This window comes from Roseinatronobacter sp. S2 (assembly GCF_029581395.1).
Classification (GTDB): Bacteria; Pseudomonadota; Alphaproteobacteria; order Rhodobacterales; family Rhodobacteraceae; genus Roseinatronobacter.
Map to the genome: position 1 here is coordinate 791,152 of NZ_CP121113.1, position 16,626 is coordinate 807,777.

18 protein-coding genes are annotated in these 16,626 nt (G+C 60.1%); 11 read left to right on the forward strand and 7 right to left on the reverse strand.

Translation table 11 applies throughout. The annotated features are described in order from the left end of the window. The first annotated feature begins 8 nt into the window (after positions 1 to 8). From rplF to rpmD, 4 genes are read left to right on the forward strand one after another with little or no spacing between them, the layout of a single operon-like run. Positions 9 to 542, forward strand: coding sequence for a 50S ribosomal protein L6 (gene rplF / locus P8S53_RS03695; RefSeq protein ID WP_277805814.1), 534 nt, complete (start codon positions 9 to 11; stop codon positions 540 to 542). 11 nt (positions 543 to 553) lie between these two features. After that, complete coding sequence (gene rplR, locus P8S53_RS03700) at positions 554 to 913, forward strand: 50S ribosomal protein L18 (RefSeq protein WP_277805815.1); 360 nt, start codon at positions 554 to 556, stop codon at positions 911 to 913. Positions 914 to 923: 10 nt separating this feature from the next. After that, entirely contained in the window at positions 924 to 1,478 is a 555-nt protein-coding gene (gene rpsE, locus P8S53_RS03705) for a 30S ribosomal protein S5 (protein ID WP_277805816.1), read from the forward strand. A 14-nt stretch (positions 1,479 to 1,492) separates the two neighbouring features. Continuing rightward, positions 1,493 to 1,681, forward strand: coding sequence for a 50S ribosomal protein L30 (rpmD, locus tag P8S53_RS03710; RefSeq protein WP_277805817.1), 189 nt, complete (start codon positions 1,493 to 1,495; stop codon positions 1,679 to 1,681). Positions 1,682 to 1,768: 87 nt separating this feature from the next. On the opposite strand, the gene P8S53_RS03715 is transcribed toward rpmD, so the two are convergent. The 3 genes from P8S53_RS03715 to P8S53_RS03725 all read right to left on the reverse strand — a co-directional run bounded on the left by P8S53_RS03715 (position 1,769) and on the right by P8S53_RS03725 (position 4,722). Beyond that, positions 1,769 to 2,302 (reverse strand): acyl-CoA thioesterase, encoded by a 534-nt coding sequence (locus tag P8S53_RS03715; protein ID WP_277805818.1) that lies wholly within the window; start codon positions 2,300 to 2,302, stop codon positions 1,769 to 1,771. Between the two features lie 66 nt (positions 2,303 to 2,368). Then, positions 2,369 to 4,429 (reverse strand): DNA helicase RecQ, encoded by a 2,061-nt coding sequence (gene recQ, locus P8S53_RS03720; protein WP_277805819.1) that lies wholly within the window; start codon positions 4,427 to 4,429, stop codon positions 2,369 to 2,371. Between the two features lie 5 nt (positions 4,430 to 4,434). Further along, a complete protein-coding gene (locus P8S53_RS03725) occupies positions 4,435 to 4,722 on the reverse strand; it encodes a YggT family protein (protein ID WP_277805820.1) in 288 nt (95 codons plus the stop codon). A gap of 135 nt (positions 4,723 to 4,857) precedes the next feature. On the opposite strand from P8S53_RS03725, the gene yaaA reads away from it, so the two are divergent. Beyond that, entirely contained in the window at positions 4,858 to 5,631 is a 774-nt protein-coding gene (gene yaaA, locus P8S53_RS03730; protein ID WP_277805821.1) for a peroxide stress protein YaaA, read from the forward strand. Positions 5,632 to 5,637: 6 nt separating this feature from the next. On the opposite strand, the gene P8S53_RS03735 is transcribed toward yaaA, so the two are convergent. Continuing rightward, on the reverse strand, positions 5,638 to 7,809 hold the full coding sequence (locus tag P8S53_RS03735) for a response regulator (RefSeq protein WP_277805822.1): 2,172 nt from the start codon (positions 7,807 to 7,809) through the stop codon (positions 5,638 to 5,640). A gap of 193 nt (positions 7,810 to 8,002) precedes the next feature. Between P8S53_RS03735 and P8S53_RS03740 the strand changes: the two genes are divergently transcribed. Further along, positions 8,003 to 9,133, forward strand: coding sequence for an amidohydrolase (locus tag P8S53_RS03740; RefSeq protein ID WP_277805823.1), 1,131 nt, complete (start codon positions 8,003 to 8,005; stop codon positions 9,131 to 9,133). 275 nt (positions 9,134 to 9,408) lie between these two features. Here the strand turns inward: P8S53_RS03740 and P8S53_RS03745 are convergent, their stop codons facing one another. Continuing rightward, the gene (locus P8S53_RS03745; RefSeq protein WP_277805824.1) at positions 9,409 to 10,374 is read right to left on the reverse strand and encodes an L-threonylcarbamoyladenylate synthase; all 966 of its coding nucleotides are present in this window, start codon (positions 10,372 to 10,374) and stop codon (positions 9,409 to 9,411) included. Positions 10,375 to 10,504: 130 nt separating this feature from the next. On the opposite strand from P8S53_RS03745, the gene P8S53_RS03750 reads away from it, so the two are divergent. From P8S53_RS03750 to P8S53_RS03765, 4 genes are all read left to right on the forward strand, one after another. Then, entirely contained in the window at positions 10,505 to 12,211 is a 1,707-nt protein-coding gene (locus P8S53_RS03750) for an acyl-CoA dehydrogenase (protein WP_277805825.1), read from the forward strand. After that, positions 12,211 to 13,251 (forward strand): MBL fold metallo-hydrolase, encoded by a 1,041-nt coding sequence (locus P8S53_RS03755; RefSeq protein ID WP_277805826.1) that lies wholly within the window; start codon positions 12,211 to 12,213, stop codon positions 13,249 to 13,251. The genes P8S53_RS03750 and P8S53_RS03755 overlap by 1 nt, the downstream gene beginning before the upstream one ends. A gap of 91 nt (positions 13,252 to 13,342) precedes the next feature. Next, complete coding sequence (locus tag P8S53_RS03760) at positions 13,343 to 13,477, forward strand: aa3-type cytochrome c oxidase subunit IV (RefSeq protein ID WP_277805827.1); 135 nt, start codon at positions 13,343 to 13,345, stop codon at positions 13,475 to 13,477. Positions 13,478 to 13,532: 55 nt separating this feature from the next. Then, on the forward strand, positions 13,533 to 14,171 hold the full coding sequence (locus tag P8S53_RS03765; RefSeq protein WP_277805828.1) for a hypothetical protein: 639 nt from the start codon (positions 13,533 to 13,535) through the stop codon (positions 14,169 to 14,171). On the opposite strand, the gene P8S53_RS03770 is transcribed toward P8S53_RS03765, so the two are convergent. Both P8S53_RS03770 and ribA read right to left on the reverse strand, forming a co-directional pair. After that, a complete protein-coding gene (locus P8S53_RS03770; RefSeq protein ID WP_277805829.1) occupies positions 14,168 to 14,677 on the reverse strand; it encodes a L,D-transpeptidase in 510 nt (169 codons plus the stop codon). The genes P8S53_RS03765 and P8S53_RS03770 overlap by 4 nt on opposite strands. Then, entirely contained in the window at positions 14,674 to 15,762 is a 1,089-nt protein-coding gene (gene ribA, locus P8S53_RS03775) for a GTP cyclohydrolase II (RefSeq protein ID WP_277805830.1), read from the reverse strand. Before ribA ends, P8S53_RS03770 begins: the two co-directional genes overlap by 4 nt. A 162-nt stretch (positions 15,763 to 15,924) precedes the next feature. Between ribA and P8S53_RS03780 the strand changes: the two genes are divergently transcribed. Next, positions 15,925 to 16,611 (forward strand): response regulator transcription factor, encoded by a 687-nt coding sequence (locus tag P8S53_RS03780; protein ID WP_277805831.1) that lies wholly within the window; start codon positions 15,925 to 15,927, stop codon positions 16,609 to 16,611. Positions 16,612 to 16,626 lie beyond the last annotated feature (15 nt).

The following is a 16,626-nucleotide window of genomic DNA, read 5'->3' on the forward strand; positions in this document are numbered from 1 at the left end:
GGGCTGAAATGTCTCGTATTGGCAAAAAGCCTGTTGAACTGCCTTCGGGTGTGTCCGCGCAGGTGTCTGGCCAGACTATCGAAGTCAAAGGGCCGAAAGGCACCCGCAGCTTCACGGCCGGTGACGATGTGGATATCATCATTGATGGCAACGTTGTCACGATCAAGCCTCGCGGCCTGTCCAAGCGCGCGCGCCAGCAATGGGGTATGACCCGTTCGATGGTTGCAAACCTGGCCGAAGGCGTGACCGGTGGTTTCAAGAAGGAACTGGAACTGGTCGGCGTTGGGTACCGTGCAGCGATGCAAGGTAAGGACCTGAAACTTTCGCTTGGCTACAGCCATGAAGTGATCTTCGAGGTGCCTGCCGGTGTGACAGTATCCACACCCAAGCAAACCGAAGTCGTGGTTGAAGGTATTGATCAGCAACTGGTCGGTGAAACCGCAGCAAATATCCGCAAGTGGCGTCGTCCCGAACCCTATAAGGGTAAAGGTATCCGCTACAAGGATGAGTATATCTTCCGTAAGGAAGGCAAGAAGAAGTAAGGGCGCGAAAGATGGCGAACACTAAGCTAAAGCTGTTCCAAAAACGCCGCCTGCGCGTTCGGAACAAGTTAAAAAAACTGGCCAACGGGCGTCCGCGCCTGACTGTGCACCGTTCAAACAAGAACATCAGCGTTCAGCTGATCGACGATGTGAATGGTGTTACACTGGCTTCGGCCTCGACACTGGAAAAAGATTTCGGCGTCGTGGGTGTCAACAACAAGGACGCTGCTGCCAAGGTTGGTATCGCGATTGCCGAACGTGCGAAAGCCGCCGGCATCGAGGAATGCTATTTCGACCGCGGTGGGTTCATCTTTCACGGGAAGGTAAAGGCTTTGGCCGATGCTGCCCGTGAAGGCGGCCTGAAGTTCTGAGGAGACGATTATGGCAGAAAGAGATAACCGCCGGGACCGCCGCGAACGCGATGAAAACCCGGAATTCGCCGATCGTCTGGTTGCGATCAACCGCGTCTCGAAAACCGTGAAAGGTGGTAAACGCTTCGGCTTTGCCGCACTCGTGGTGGTCGGTGACCAGCGTGGCCGCGTAGGCTTCGGCAAAGGCAAGGCCAAAGAGGTGCCCGAAGCAATTCGCAAGGCCACCGAACAGGCCAAGCGTCAGATGATCCGCGTGCCGTTGCGCGATGGTCGCACCCTGCATCACGACATCGAAGGTCGTCATGGCGCAGGCAAGGTGATCATGCGTCAGGCCGTACCGGGGACCGGCATCATTGCCGGTGGTCCGATGCGCGCTGTGTTCGAGATGCTGGGCCTACAGGATGTTGTGGCAAAGTCGCAAGGCAGCCAGAACCCCTATAACATGGTTCGGGCCACATTTGACGCGCTGCGCAATTCCGCAAGCCCGCGTCAGGTGGCACAGCGTCGCGGCAAGAAAGTGGCCGAGATCCTGCGCAAGCCCGAAGCTGAAACCGCAGACGCGTAAGGGGAGCATCGGATATGCCAAAAACCATCGTGGTCAAACAGATCGGGTCCCCGATCCGCCGTCCCGCCATTCAGCGTGCAACCCTGAAAGGGTTGGGCCTGAACAAGATGCACCGTGTGCGCGAACTTGAAGACACCCCATCCGTGCGCGGTATGGTTGCCAAGGTTTCGCATATGGTGGAAATTATCGAAGAGCGCGAATAAAGGCGGTCACGCCCGGACGTAGAATAAAAGCCGCCCCGCAGTTATTTGCGGGGCGGCTTTATTTTTGGCGATATTGTTTTGCGTGGATCAATCGCGGGCCGGTGGCCATGCGCGTTCGCTGTCGGCGGCAATCCATGCCTGCACCCAAGCGGGCAGGGCAGGGCTGTCCGTTTCGGGGCTTAGTTCCTGCACGACCTGCGCTGGCGGGATTATCCCTTTGGGGCTGGTAAATGCCGAACGGATCAGGATGTGGTTCGCGCAAACGCTGCCCTTCCACATGCTTTGCTCGACATAGATAAACCTGTCATCCCAGCCAACGCAGCGGCTGCGCAATTCAAAACGTTCAAACGCGCGTATGCGTTGGCGATACCGTGTGCTGTTGCCCGCAACAGTTATGCCCCATCGGTTGCGGCGCAGCACGCCTGTAAGCCCTGTGCGCATTGCCATCGGGATACGCCCCAGATCATATAATGTCAGGGTGCGGCCATTGTTCAATTCAATCCACGGGTCCAGATCCCACGGCCAGCAACGATGATAGGACACATGTGTTTCCAGCAAGCCCAGTTTCGGGGCATTGCGGTATTTCAGGGCTTCTTTGGCAAAACGCACGAAGGGATACATATCTGGCGCTCCTTTTGGGTTCAGACCTGACGGGCGAAGGGGGCAGGGTCAAGTCGCGCCGTGGCGTCAGATCGTGTTCAAATGGTTAATGATGGCGTCACCGAAGCGCTCGGCTCGCGCATCATCCATGCCCTTTATGCGCAATAACCCGGCCTGCGTCTGGGGCTTGTATTCCGCGATCGCGCGCAATGTCGCGGGGCTAAGTGTCAGTAGCTTTTGCGTGCCGTCCGCGCCGCGTTCCAGGTCGCGGGCCAGTTTGTGCAGATCATCATAGATCGCGCCTGCATCGCGCCCCGCTAGTTTGCGCCGCGTCGGGTGTTGCGGGTCGGGGGCGCTGCCGGTGATAACCTCCAGAAAGGCCGCGCCATAGCGTTCCAGTTTGGTTGCGCCCACGCCGGTAATCTGCGCCACCGCATCCATTGTGTCGGGGCGGCGTTCCGCCATTTCGATCAGGGTGCGGTCGGTAAAGATGACATAGGCGGGCACGCGCGCGGCTTCCGCCAGACTGCGGCGCTTGGCCTTCAGTGCGGACAACAGGGGCGCGTCTTCTTCAGATACAAGCATGCGCGGCGCAGGCCCGTCGCGTGCGGTGCTGATGCTGTCTTCGCGCAGGTGTATGTCGGATTCGCCGCGCAAAATGGGGCGCGCGGCATCGGTCATGCGCAGCGCGCCGTGGCGTTCAGGGTCCGGTCGCACCAGATCGCGCCCCATCATCTGGCGGAACACCGCCTGCCATTTCGCGCGGCTCAGGTCTTTGCCGACCGCGAAGGTGGGCAGTTGGTCATGCCCGCGATCACGCACTTTCGGCGTGGCCGTGCCTGTCAGAATATCGACAAGATGCCCCACGCCAAAACTCTCTCCCGTGCGCAAAATGGCAGACAGGGCTTTACGCACCGGCGTTGTTGCGTCGAACAGTTTTGCAGGCGACGTGCACAGGTCGCAATTGCCACAAGGCGCGGATGTCTCGCCGAAATACGACAGCAGCATCTGGCGGCGGCACTGCGTTGCCTCGGCCAGACCCAGCAGGGCGTTCAGGCGCGCATGATCCGCAGATTTACGCTCAAAGGGCGCGGGGCTTTCATCGATCTGCGCGCGGCGCAGTCGAATATCATCCTGCCCGAACAAGGTCATGGTGTCGGCGGGTGCCCCGTCGCGCCCCGCGCGGCCAATTTCCTGATAATAGGATTCAATGGATTTGGGCAAATCCGCATGCGCCACCCACCGGATATCGGGCTTGTCCACGCCCATACCAAAGGCGATGGTGGCAACAACAATCAGGTCATCATCGCGCTGAAACAATTCTTCGACCATTCGGCGGGTATGCGCGTCCATCCCGCCATGATAGGCGCGCGCATTGTGCCCCGCATCGGTCAGCGCCTTCGCGATGGATTCGGTGCGCGCGCGGGTTGCACAATACACAATGCCCGACTGGCCCTTGCGCGCCTGCGCATAGCTCAGGATCTGGTCGCGTGGCCGGTTCTTGACCATGAAGCGCAGGTGAATATTGGGCCGGTCGAACCCGCGCAAGAAAATCTTGGGCATCCCTGTGCCGAACAGGCGTTTGATAATCTCGGTGCGGGTTTCGGCATCGGCGGTGGCGGTGAATGCGGCAAGCGGCACATCAAGCGTGCGGCGCAATTCGCCGATCCGCAGGTAATCAGGCCGGAAATCGTGGCCCCACTGGCTGACGCAATGCGCTTCATCCACGGCAATCAGGCTGCATCCGGCCCGGCGCAGCATGTCGATTGTGCCGGTGGACGCCAGACGTTCAGGCGCGATATACAGCAATTTCAGCGCACCATTGGCCAAGGCAGAATAGACCGCGTCCGTTTCGGCGTCGGTGTTGCCGGATGTCAGCGCACCGGCAGACACGCCCACTTCCTGCAACCCGCGCACCTGATCGCGCATCAGGGCAATCAATGGTGAAATGACCAGCGTCAGCCCGTCACGGCACAGCGCCGGCAGTTGATAGCACAATGATTTGCCGCCGCCTGTGGGCATGATGGCCAGCGTATCCTGACCCTGACGCACCGCATCGACGATTTCTGCCTGACCGGGGCGAAACTCCGCAAAGCCGAAAACGCGCGCCAGCAGGGTGTCTGGTGTGTCGCTGATATCTGTCTGCATGTGTGTCAGACGAACATGCCCACATTGTTGATCAAGATAATGCGCAACCCGTAGATGATAAGCAATGCAACCAGCGGCGCCAGATCAATGCCACCCATGTCGGGCAAGAACTGGCGAATGCGCGTATAGGCGGGTTCCAAAAGCCGGTTAAGCCCGTCCCAGATAGAGCCGACGATAGGTGAATTCAGGCTAAGAACCTGAAAATTGATCAGCCAGCTCAGGATGATATGCGCAAGGATCATGAATTGCGCCACATTCAGAACAAGCAGGATAATCTGGATCAGGGACAGCATGTTTTGCCTCTAGCGTTGATTTACGGGGAAACTAGGGGTTGGGGGCGGGAAGGGCAACCATTTAAGGCAATGCTGGCTGGACAATTCCGCGCCATTGGCTAGGTAGTTCGACGAAGTTTGCTTATAGGGGTTTTCATGCTCGTTGTTTTGTCGCCTGCAAAAAAGCTGGATTGGTCCGTAGATGGCGAACAGCGCAGATTAAGCCAGCCCCATTTTCAGGGAAATGCCGCCGAACTGGTGCAGCTTGCGCGCGGTGTGGGGGCGGACGGGCTGAAAAAGCTGATGCATATCAGCGACAAACTGGCCGCGCTGAATCTGGAACGGTTCGATGCGTTTGCGCCAGACCCCGAACCTCAGATGACGCGCGCGGCGATCTACGGCTTCGCGGGTGATACCTATACCGGGCTTGATGCGCGCTCGCTCGACCGTGACGCGCTGGACTGGGCCGATGGCCATTTGCGAATATTGTCCGGCCTCTATGGTGTGCTGCGCCCGTTTGATGCCTTGCAGCCCTACAGGCTGGAAATGGGCAGCCGCCTTGCAGGACCGCATGGCAAAAACCTGTATGAATACTGGGGCGACAGAATATCGCGCGCGCTGAACGACGCGGCGGATGCCGTGGGCGCGCAGATGCTGGTGAATTGCGCATCGCAGGAATATTTCGGCGCTGTCGATGCGGCGTCGTTGAACCTGCGTGTGATTACCCCTGTGTTCATGGAATCCCGCGACGGGGCCGCGCCCAAGGTTGTCAGTTTCTATGCGAAAAAGGCGCGCGGTGCGATGGCGCGCTTTATCGTGGAACACCGGCTGCGCGACCCCGATGCCTTGCTGGATTTCAACACAGCAGGCTATGAATTCGACCCCGAGATGTCGGAACAGGGCAGACCTGTATTCGTGCGCGCCATCTGATTTTTGCTACGGTGCAGGGCTGTGGCGGGATATGGCGTCCAGCAGATCCGCCTTGCGCAAGGGTTTTGTCAGCGTGCCGTTCATCCCCGCTGACAGCATTTTCTCTGTCTCCTCTTTCAGGGCATGTGCTGTCACCGCGATAATTGGAACGGACCTGCCATTGGCATGCGCGCGGATATGGCGGGTGGCTTCACGGCCATCCATTTCGGGCATGGAAATATCCATGAAGATTATATCTGGCCGCAATTCGGTGAATTTCTCCACGGCTTCGCGCCCGTTCACGGCGAAATGCAGGTCCAGATCAAGCCCCTGAACCATCTTGGAAAATACCAGACGGTTTGTTGCATTATCTTCAGCATACAGAACTGTCAGCAGCTTTTGATCGGGGGCAGGATTGCGGGGCGCCAGCGGCACTGCGAGTGTGGGTTGCGCGTGGGTTGCGGGCTGTTCCGGTGTCAGGGTCGCGCAGATGGATACGGCGACATCGCGCCACAGCAACGGCTTTGGCAAGGCATGCCGCACACCGCCCGCGCCCGCGGGGATCGCGTGGTCCGCCATGGCCGAGCACATCATGATCGCCGGACATCCGGGCGCTTGTTGTTCAATCATGCCCGCGATTTGCGCTGCATCATCCGATGTCAGGTCCTGATCAATCAGCACCAGATCAATCTTGTGTTGTCCAAGCAGGCGCAGGGCAGGCGCGGCCTGTGTTGCCGTCAGGGTTTTGACGCGGGCCGACTGGAAATGACGTTCCAGAATGCTACGGCTGATCAAATGATCGCTGACAAGCAAGACCTGATGCAGCGCGGAGGGCAGCGGTGGCGGAAAGCTGTGGCCCGCATCCGCAGCAAGGTCCAGATGCAGCGAGCACCCGAAACAAGACCCGACCCCCAACTCGGATTCCAGCCAGATACTGCCCCCCATCAATTCGATGATGCGCTTTGAGATCGCAAGCCCAAGGCCGGTTCCTTCAAACCGCCGGTTGGTTGCATCTTCAACTTGCTGAAATTCCGAGAAGACATGTTCAAGATGTTCGGCGGCAATACCTATGCCGGTATCTTCGATTGTGATGTGAACCAGCTGGGCTTGTTCGGATTTGTGCACACCGACCGCGCGGACAAGGACATAGCCGGTTTCGGTAAATTTGACTGCATTGCCAATCAGGTTGGTCAGAACCTGCCGCACACGACCGGGATCGGCCTTGAAATGCCGCGGCAGGAAAATGTCGTAATCCAGTATCAATTCGATAGATTTGCCGCGCGCCGCAGGGGCCAGCAACGTCAGCACTTCGTGGATAATTTTTTCCAGATCAAAGTCTTCCGGATACAGGTCCATCTTGCCCGCATCCATCTTGGAGAAATCCAGAATGTCGTTGATGATGGTAACCAGCGCCTGCCCGCTGTTGCGGATGGTTTCGGCATAGATGCGTTGTTCATTGTTCAGGTTCGTTTCGGCCAGCAGATCGGCCATGCCGACAACCCCGTTCATGGGCGTGCGGATTTCATGGCTCATATTTGCCAGAAATACCGATTTGGCCTGCACTGCGGCCTCTGCCTGGGTTTGCGCGTCAATCAACTGGGCCTGATACCGCAAGCTGCGTGTAATGTTGCGCACAAGGCTGACATAGTCGCCATTGGGAACGCGTCTGTCCATCAGGCGGACACTGACCCCGTTGGTGAAATGCATTTCATGCGGTTTGATCTGCGCAAGCGCCCAGCGTGCCAGCATGGACTGGACCCAATCCCCCGGTTCGGTGCCGTGCAGGTCTACAAGCCCTTCATAGGCGCAGATTTCAAGAATGCGGTTATACCCGATCCCTTTGGTAACTTCGGAAAACCCGTCAAAGATGCTCAGATAAGCCTGATTGGCCAGAACCAGCTTCTGGGCGCTGTCAAAAACGGCAAATCCGTCAGTGATCGTTTCAATCGCTTCTCGCAGCCGGATATCTGCCAGATCGGCAACGCAATGGGCCTGCCGCAATTCCTGTGCGGTTTGGGTATTTACCCCTTCGAGTTCTTGCGCAATGCTGCGCATATCTTGCAATTCGGCGCGTTGTTCGATGATCTGGTCGGACAGGCTGAAGGCATGCGCTTTCAACCGTTGATTGGCGGCTGTCAGTTCCATTCGCGCATGTTCCAGCAAACGCTCCGCGCGCAAACGCGCCCGGCGTTCGCACATGACCTGATCTGCAAAGCGAGTCGACATCCTACTGATACGCACCAACCTGACGAGAGTTGAGACACACTATCAAGATCACCTGTGAACATGGACTTAACGATATGTGCATCCGCACCATGCGGCCCCTGCTGCCAAGGCTGGACATGTGTGGAAAATTGCCTGAAACAGATGCGGCCCTTTGTGAAAGCCCCCGATGACCGACCCGCTTGTTGCCCTGCGCCATGATCTGCACCGTCATCCTGACCTGTCCGGGGATGAAGGGGCGACCGCGCGCCGAATCACGGCGTTTCTGTCGCAAAGCCCCCCTGACCAGATTGTGTGTGGTCTGGGCGGGCATGGTGTGGCCGCAATCTATCAGTCCGCGCAAGCGGGGCCGACGATCATGGTGCGCGCCGAACTGGACGCCTTGCCAATACATGAACGCAGCACTGCGGCGCATCGATCAGGCAGGGATGGTGTGGCGCATTTATGCGGGCATGACGGGCATATGACAATTCTGGCGGGGCTGGGGCGCAGCCTGACCGACACGCCGCCGCGGGCGGGCCGCGTTATATTGCTGTTTCAACCCGCCGAAGAAACCGGCGCGGGCGCCCGCGCTGTGCTGGCCGACCCGCGCTTTGCGGCGCTGCGCCCTGACTGGGCATTTGCGCTGCATAATATGCCGGGGCTGGCGCTGGCGCATGTGGCCGTGGCGGCGGGGCCTGCGGCCTGCGCATCAGTGGGGCTGCGGGTGTGCCTGCACGGGCACGAGGCGCATGCGGCCCAGCCTGAAACCGGGCAATCCCCCGCACCGGTGCTGCAATCGCTGCTGGCATGGGTGCATCGTTTCCAGCAACCGCGCGCGGATCAGGACGGGCGGCTTGCAACCTTGTGTCATCTGAATATGGGCCAGCCCGCATTCGGGATAGCCCCCGCACAGGCAGAGGTCTGGATAACCCTGCGCGCTATCACCGACCCCGCACTGGCCATGTTCGAGCATGAATTGCGCAGCGTGGTGGAAACGCTGGGCCGTCAGCACGGGTTGGATGTGCAGATCAGCCGCCATGACCATTTCAACGCCAGCGTCAATGATCCCGGCGCCGCCGCCATTGTCGCGCGTGCCGCCGCCAGGTCGGGCCTGCCTGCGGGGGATTTTGCCCTGCCGATGCGCGCCTCGGAAGATTTTGGCGCGTTCAGCGGCGCATCGCGCACGGCGCTGTTTTTTCTGGGGGCGGGGCTGGGTGTGCCGAACCTGCATAACCCCGATTATGATTTTCCCGATGCATTGATTGCGCCTGCTGTGCGTTTGTTCCGTGCCATTCTGGACGAATGCCCGCAGGCGTAAGGCGACGTGTCAGCCCTTGGCGGCGTCATGTCAGAATAGACGCCCGAGGCTCGGGGTCTTGCCTGAAAGGGGGGGGGGTTGCGGGACGCTCACGGCCTGCCGATTTGGCCAGCGACACGCCAAGCTCTTGAAGTAAGGGGTATGCAGCCTGCATAAACTGCATGCCTTGAACGTCGGATCGGCAGTCCCCGGCCCACCAATAGCGCAGGCTATATTCATACCCAACCGTCCCTTCAGATCAGCGCAATCCAACCGGATATTTCAACCTGATCCGTTTATGCCTCTCGCGGTGCTGCCGCGCGGCGCAGCCTGTCATTGATGGCCAGCCCCAGCCCGCGTTCCGGCACAGGGGCCACGGCAATGGGGCGGCCTGTGGCATCGGCCATGTGCAGAATCGCGAACAGTTGCGCTGCGGCTTCGGCCAGATCACCCTTGGCGGACAGGTTGAAATCGGCGCCTGCGCAGTCCGGCCCGAAGCCTATCCAAACTTCAGTCCCCGCGGGGACAGCCGCGTTCAGGCGCACTGTTGCGCGCGGCGCATAATGCGATGCAAGCTGGCCGGGGGCCGTGATGGTGGCAGATTGTGTGGATGCAGGCGTATAGCCCAGCACATCGGCCATCATCTCGGGGCTGATACCACCTGCGCGCAGCACAACCGCGCGGCCCGTGTCATCTGTGCCGATGATGGTGGATTCCACACCAACCGGACAGGCCCCGCCATCCAGCACGGCGGCAATGCGCCCCGACAGGCCCGCCATAACATGGGCAGGCGTGGTCGGGCTGATCTGGCCGGACGGGTTGGCAGATGGTGCGGCAAGCGGCCCGCCGAATTCGGCCAGCAGCGCCTGTGCCGCGGGGTGTGCGGGCATACGCAGCGCGACTGTGCCCAAGCCTGCGGTCACCGCAGGGGCCAGCCCGTGTGCGGCGTGCAAGGGGGCCACCAGCGTCAGTGCACCGGGCCAGAAATGGCACGCGAGCGCGCGCGCGGTCGGGTCCAGTTGCGCCAGTTCCAGCGCCGCGTCCAGTCCTGCAACATGCACAATCAACGGGTTATGCGCGGGCCGCCCCTTGGCTGCGAAAATGGCGGCAATCGCTGCGGGGTTGCGCGCATCGCCCGCCAGCCCGTAGACTGTTTCCGTGGGCATCGCGACCAGTCCGCCACTGTGCAAAATGGTGCTGGCGCGGGAAATGCCCTTGGGCGTCGTATCCAGCTGTTCGGTCTGATCATGTTCGGGCAGCATGTTGTGACGTGGCGTCCTTGTTTGGGAATCTGCGCCTGCGGGCTAGAACAACGTTCATAGGGTGGGCGATGCATATTGCCAAGTGTCGCGGCACCCGCAAAACAGTATCTGCACCTTGTCAGGAGGCCCCATGCCCTACCGCGCCCCGCTTCAGGATTTCGGCTTTTTGCTGGATCATATCGTTGCCTTTGATCAGGTGCGCCAGACCGAACGGTTCGCCGAAGCCACACCAGACACGACCAACGCGATTCTGACCGAAGCGGCGCGCCTGTGCGAAGCGGTGCTGCAACCTTTGCAGCGCAATGGCGATCTGCACCCGGCACGGCTGGAAAACGGGGTTGTGCGCACAGCGCCCGGCTATGCAGACGGGTTCCGCGCCATCGCAGAAGGCGGTTGGCTGGGTATTGCCGCAGATCCCGAATACGGGGGCATGGGCCTGCCGCAGACATTGGCGGTGGTGCTGAATGACATGATGTCGTCGGCCTGTTTGTCGCTGGAATTGTGCCCGCTGATGTCGCAAGGCCAGATCGAGGCGCTGGAGCATCATGCCGATGACTGGATGAAGGCGCTGTATCTGCCGAAACTGATTTCCGGTGAATGGACCGGCACCATGAACCTGACCGAACCGCAGGCGGGCAGTGATGTGGGTGCGTTGCGCAGCAAGGCAGACCCGCAACCTGATGGCAGTTTCCGTATTTCAGGGCAGAAAATCTATATCAGCTGGGGTGATCATGACATGGCAGAAAATGTCTGCCATCTGGTTCTTGCCCGCCTGCCGGACGCGCCGCAGGGCACCAAGGGGATAAGTCTGTTCATGGTGCCGAAATTCATACCGGATGCAGACGGCAATCCTGGCGCGCAAAACAGCCTGCGTGTGGTGTCGCTGGAACACAAGATGGGCCTGCACGGATCGCCCACGGCGGTGATGGACTATGACAACGCCACCGGCTGGATGGTGGGCGCCCCGAACAAGGGGATGGCCGCAATGTTCACAATGATGAACAATGCGCGCGTTGGCGTTGGCGTTCAGGGGATCGGGGCCGCCGAAGGTGCATTCCAGCACGCGCTGGCTTATGCGCGCGACCGCAAACAGGGCCGAACGCCTACCAATGACACCGGCACCATCATCGAGCATGCCGATGTGCGCCGCATGCTGTCCATGATGAAGGCCGAGATTTTCGCCATCCGCGCCATTGCGCTGGCCAACAGCGTGGCCATCGATATGGCCCGCGCCACCGGGTCTGATGAATGGGCGGCGCGTGCGGCACTTCTGACCCCCATTACCAAGGCGCAGGGCACCGATACCGGCATCGAGGTTGCAAGCACCGGCATACAGGTTCATGGTGGCATGGGTTTCATTGAAGAAACCGGCGCGGCACAGTTTCTGCGCGATGTGCGGGTGACCGCGATCTATGAAGGAACGAACGGGATTCAGGCCATGGACCTTGTCGGTCGCAAGATGATGGATGGCGGCGAGGCGGCATTCCGGCTGTTGCAGGAAGTCGAGGATTTTGCCGAATCCGCGCGCGGCCCCTTTCCCGACATGGCGGAAGATGTCTGGCAAGCCGCCGAAACGCTGCGCGAAACCACCGAATGGCTGGTCGCGCAGAATATGACAGACCGTGCCGCAGGGGCGGTGCCCTATCTGCGTGCCTTCGCCCGTGTTCTGGGGGCGCATTACCACCTGAAGGCGGCCATTGAAGGCGACCGCGCGCGTCAGGCACTTGCGCGGGTGTTCATCACGCGCCTTCTGCCCGAACATGCGGGTTTGCTGGTGCAGGTGCGTGCGGGTGCGGACGCGCTTTATGCATTGTCCGATGATGAACTGGCGGCTTGATGGGCAATATCAGCAGATCAGGCTTGCGCTATCCGTTTCCCACACCACCCGCCGCGGGGCAGGTTGCCTGCACTGCTGATGGTGTCTTCTGGGTGCGGTTTGCGCTTCCGATGGCGCTGGACCATGTGAATACCTTTGTGCTGGATGACGGCGATGGCTGGACCGTGTTCGACACCGGCTTTGATGATGCGGCCACGCGCGCCGCTTGGGCAGAATTGCTGGCGGGGCCGTTGAAGGGCAAGCGGGTCCAGCGCGTGATTGCCAGCCATCATCACCCTGACCATATTGGCCTTGCAGGCTGGTTTCAGGCGCAGGGCGCAGAGTTGTGGACCACGCGCACCGCATGGCTTATGGCGCGGATGATGGTGCTGGATGAACAGGACCGCCCAAATCGCGAAACGCTGGAGTTCTGGCGACGTGTTGGCATGCACCCTGACATTCTGGCGCAGCGCGCGACAGAACGCCCGTTCAATTTCTGCGACCGCGTTGCGCCCTTGCCCCTGGGGTATCATCGGGTCGCCGACGGGGATGTTGTGCATGCGGGGTCGCGCGATTGGGTGGTGCGACTGGGGCAGGGCCATGCCCCTGACCAGATTACCCTGTGGTCAACAAGCTGCAATCTGGTGTTGGGGGCTGACCAGTTGCTGCCGTCAATTTCGGCCAATCTGGGGGTTTATGCGACCGAACCCGATGCCGATCCTGTTGCGGAATGGCTGGCCGCCTGCGATGCGCTGAAGGAATTTGCGCGCGATGATCATCTGGTTTTGCCCGGTCACAAGCTTCCCTTCACCGGCCTGCCACTGCGGTTGCGCCAGATGATTGAAAACCATCAGGGTGCATTGAAGCGCCTGCACGGGCATCTGGCCACGCCGCACACGGCGGGGGCGTGTTTTGCCCCCCTGTTTAAGCGCGAGATTACACAGGCGGTCTATGGGCTGGCACTGGTCGAAGCGGTGGCCCATCTGAACCATTTGACGGCCACAGGCCGCGCGCGGCGATGGGCCGATGCGGATGGCGTATATTTGTGGCAGGCCATTTAGAAAACTTCGCGGCGAAGGTGGTGCAAGCAGGGGTGACAGATGCCGCGCGATATTATATCCGGTTTGGGAAACGAACGAACAGGAGCGCCTGATGGCCGAACATGAGCATGGTAAAATGGATATCCGGGAACAGGAAAAGACCTTCGCAGGTTTCATCCGTTATTCGGTCTGGGTTACTGCGATTTCGATTGGTGTGCTGATCTTTCTTGCCCTGGCAAATTCCTGACGCCTGCGCGCCCGGTTTTATGCGTGGGTGATTGGTTCCAAAAAGAGGTTGATCAATGCCAGTAATCCTTATGCCCTTGGGCTTTGTTCGGGGCATAATGCCGGTTGGCCTGTTGCTGGCGGCATTTTTGTTGCTGACCGCCTGCGCGGGGCAGCAAACATGGGCCAGTGATGAAGCCGTATCCGCAGCGCGTCATGTTCATGGCGGCGCCCCGGAGCTGACGCTTGTGACGATCATGCACCACAGATCCGGCAACGGGCATCATACGGCACTGTTCATAAATGGTGCGGAGCGTGTGCTGTTCGATCCCGCCGGCAGCTGGCATCTGGACGCAGCACCCGAACGCAATGACCTGCATTACGGCATGACATCTGCGATTGGTGCGTCCTTTTATCTTAGCCATGTGCGGGAAACGCATTATGCGGTGGTGCAGCGCCTGCGGGTAACCCCCGATGTTGCGGCACAGGCGATGGCGCTTGCGCAGCAGGCCGGACCTGTCGGACCCGCGCGATGCGCCATCTCCACATCAGCCCTGTTGCGGGCGCTTCCGGGATTTGATGCGATAGGCAGCAACTGGCATCCGCACCGCCTGATGCAGGATTTTGCCCAGCTTCCCGGTGTCATAACGGTGGAATTGCACCATGACGACCCCGATGTGCTGCAAAAGGCGTATCAGGCCCAGGCACCGCTTTAACCTGATAACCCCTCGGGGACGATCAGGCGGGTTTGATACCGTATCAGCGGGGCAATGCGGTGCAGGCTGGTGCGTGACAGGCCAATGCATCCGGCCGTCGGAAAGCCCGGCCTGCGCCATTGATGGATGAAAATGGCCGATCCCTTGCCGCGTTCCGCGCGGGGCCAGTTCCAGCCCGTCAGAATGACCAGATCATATAAGGGGTCCGCGCGGCGCAAGCTTTCATGGCTGAACGGATAGGGCGTGCGCACCATCAGGTTATAGTCTTCATGCGCGGGGTCGTCGGACCACAGGTCGCGCGGGCCAATCGGCACTGCCCAATCGGCAGGCTTCGTAATGCGGTCGGGCCTGTATAGCATGCCGACCAGCCGGTGCACACCAGCAGGCGTTGCGCCATCACCTTCGCGCTTGTCGCCGCGCACGCCGCCGCGCCCGATGGTGCAGGGCCATGTCCGCCCCATGAAGCGCAGCCCCTGCCGCGTCAGAACCATATCGAAGCGTGTCATAGAAAATGCCCTGATTTTGCCGCCTTGGTCGCCAGATAGGCGCGGTTTTCAGCGGTTTCGCCCACACGCAGCGGCACACGTTCCACGACGTTCAGGCCATTTTCGTTCAGCATGTCGACCTTGCGCGGGTTGTTGGTCAGCAGCCGCACCTGATGAAAGCCCATTTTGCGCAGCAATGCAGCACCGATGCGGAAATCACGTTCATCATCTTCAAATCCAAGCCGGTGGTTTGCCTCGACCGTGTCGAACCCCTGATCTTGTAGCGAATAGGCGCGCATTTTATTGGCCAGCCCGATCCCGCGCCCTTCCTGGTTCAGATACAGCAAAACACCCGCCCCTTCATGGCCCATCTGCGCCAGTGCGGCCTGAAGTTGCGGGCCGCAATCGCATTTCAGGCTGCCCAGAACGTCGCCCGTGAAACAGGCGGAATGCAGCCGCGCCAGCACAGGGGCCGCGCGGTCCGGCTTGCCGATTTCAATGGCGTAATGTTCCACCCCGCCATCGCGCGGGCGGAAAATATGCACGCGCCCCGCCTGTGCGGCGGCCATGGGCAGGCGTGCGCTGATGACTGCGGAAAGGTCACTTTCGCGGGCCAGTTCGGTGTTCAGGTCCGCGATGGGCAGTTCTGTCAGGCCTGCATTTTCCACCGCCATGACATTGTCGAGGGGCAGCACCAGTGCAGCGGGCAAAAGCTGGGCCGATTTTGTCAGGGCAAGCGCTGCGCGGTGCAAATCTGCCGAACCGTCGCGTTCAGTGTGCAACGGTCCCTTCATCGGGTGGCGCAGGTCGTCGGCGGGGTCCGCCAGCGCGCGCACCCACGCCACCTGTGCGCCTGCGGGCACAAGGACGCGCGCCAGATCACCATCATAGCAGCGTGCCTTCAGGGTGTCGGCGCGGTGCCGCGTCAATGCAAGAACCAGTGACGGCCCCAGAACCTGCAATTCTGCCAGCCGTTCGGGCGTGGCCATTTCGGCGGCCAGAATAACCGCCGCCGCCGCACCGTCACGCAAGATAACGGGAACGCCCAGCCGCAAATCCGCGCGGGCGCGGTTAATCAATTCCACTGGTGTCAGGCCAAGTATCATGTGCCAATCCCGCTTCGCTATAGCCTTTGACATAGACCGAAGGCAGGGAAATTGAAACATATTGCCCACATCCGACACGACCGCGTGAGTCTATTGTAGCAAATCTTGTCCTGCGGGCCTGCCCCTCACATTTATGAGAGAGAAAGAACAGGAGTATTTTCAATGCCCAAACTGAACAAGGTGCTATTGGTCGATGATGACGATGACCTGCGCGAAGCGCTGTCTGAGCAACTGGTCATGACCGATGAATTCGACGTGTTCGAGGCAGCGAACGGTGCCGAGGCCATGGAGAAGGTTCGCGCAGGCCAGTTTGATCTGGCGATCCTGGATGTGGGCTTGCCCGACACGGATGGACGCGAATTGTGCAAGCGTATGCGCAAGGCGGGCTTCAAATCGCCGGTCATCATGCTGACAGGGCATGATTCGGATGCCGACACCATTCTGGGACTGGATTCGGGGGCGAATGATTACATCACCAAACCGTTCAAGCTGCCGGTTCTGCTAGCGCGTCTGCGCGCCCAGCTGCGCCAGCACGAGCAATCGGAAAACGCGGTGTTCCAGCTCGGTCCCTATCTGTTCAAACCGGCGCAGAAAATGCTGATTGACGAAAATGACCGCAAGATCAGGCTGACCGAGAAGGAAACCAATATTCTGAAATTCCTGTATCGCGCGCCCGAAGGTGTGGTGCCGCGCGATGTGCTGCTGCATGAGGTGTGGGGCTATAACGCAGGCGTGACAACGCATACGCTGGAAACCCATATTTACCGCCTGCGCCAGAAGATTGAACCGGACCCGTCCAATGCAAGCCTGCTGGTGACGGAATCAGGGGGCTATCGTCTGGCCGCGTGAATACCCTGAACTGGC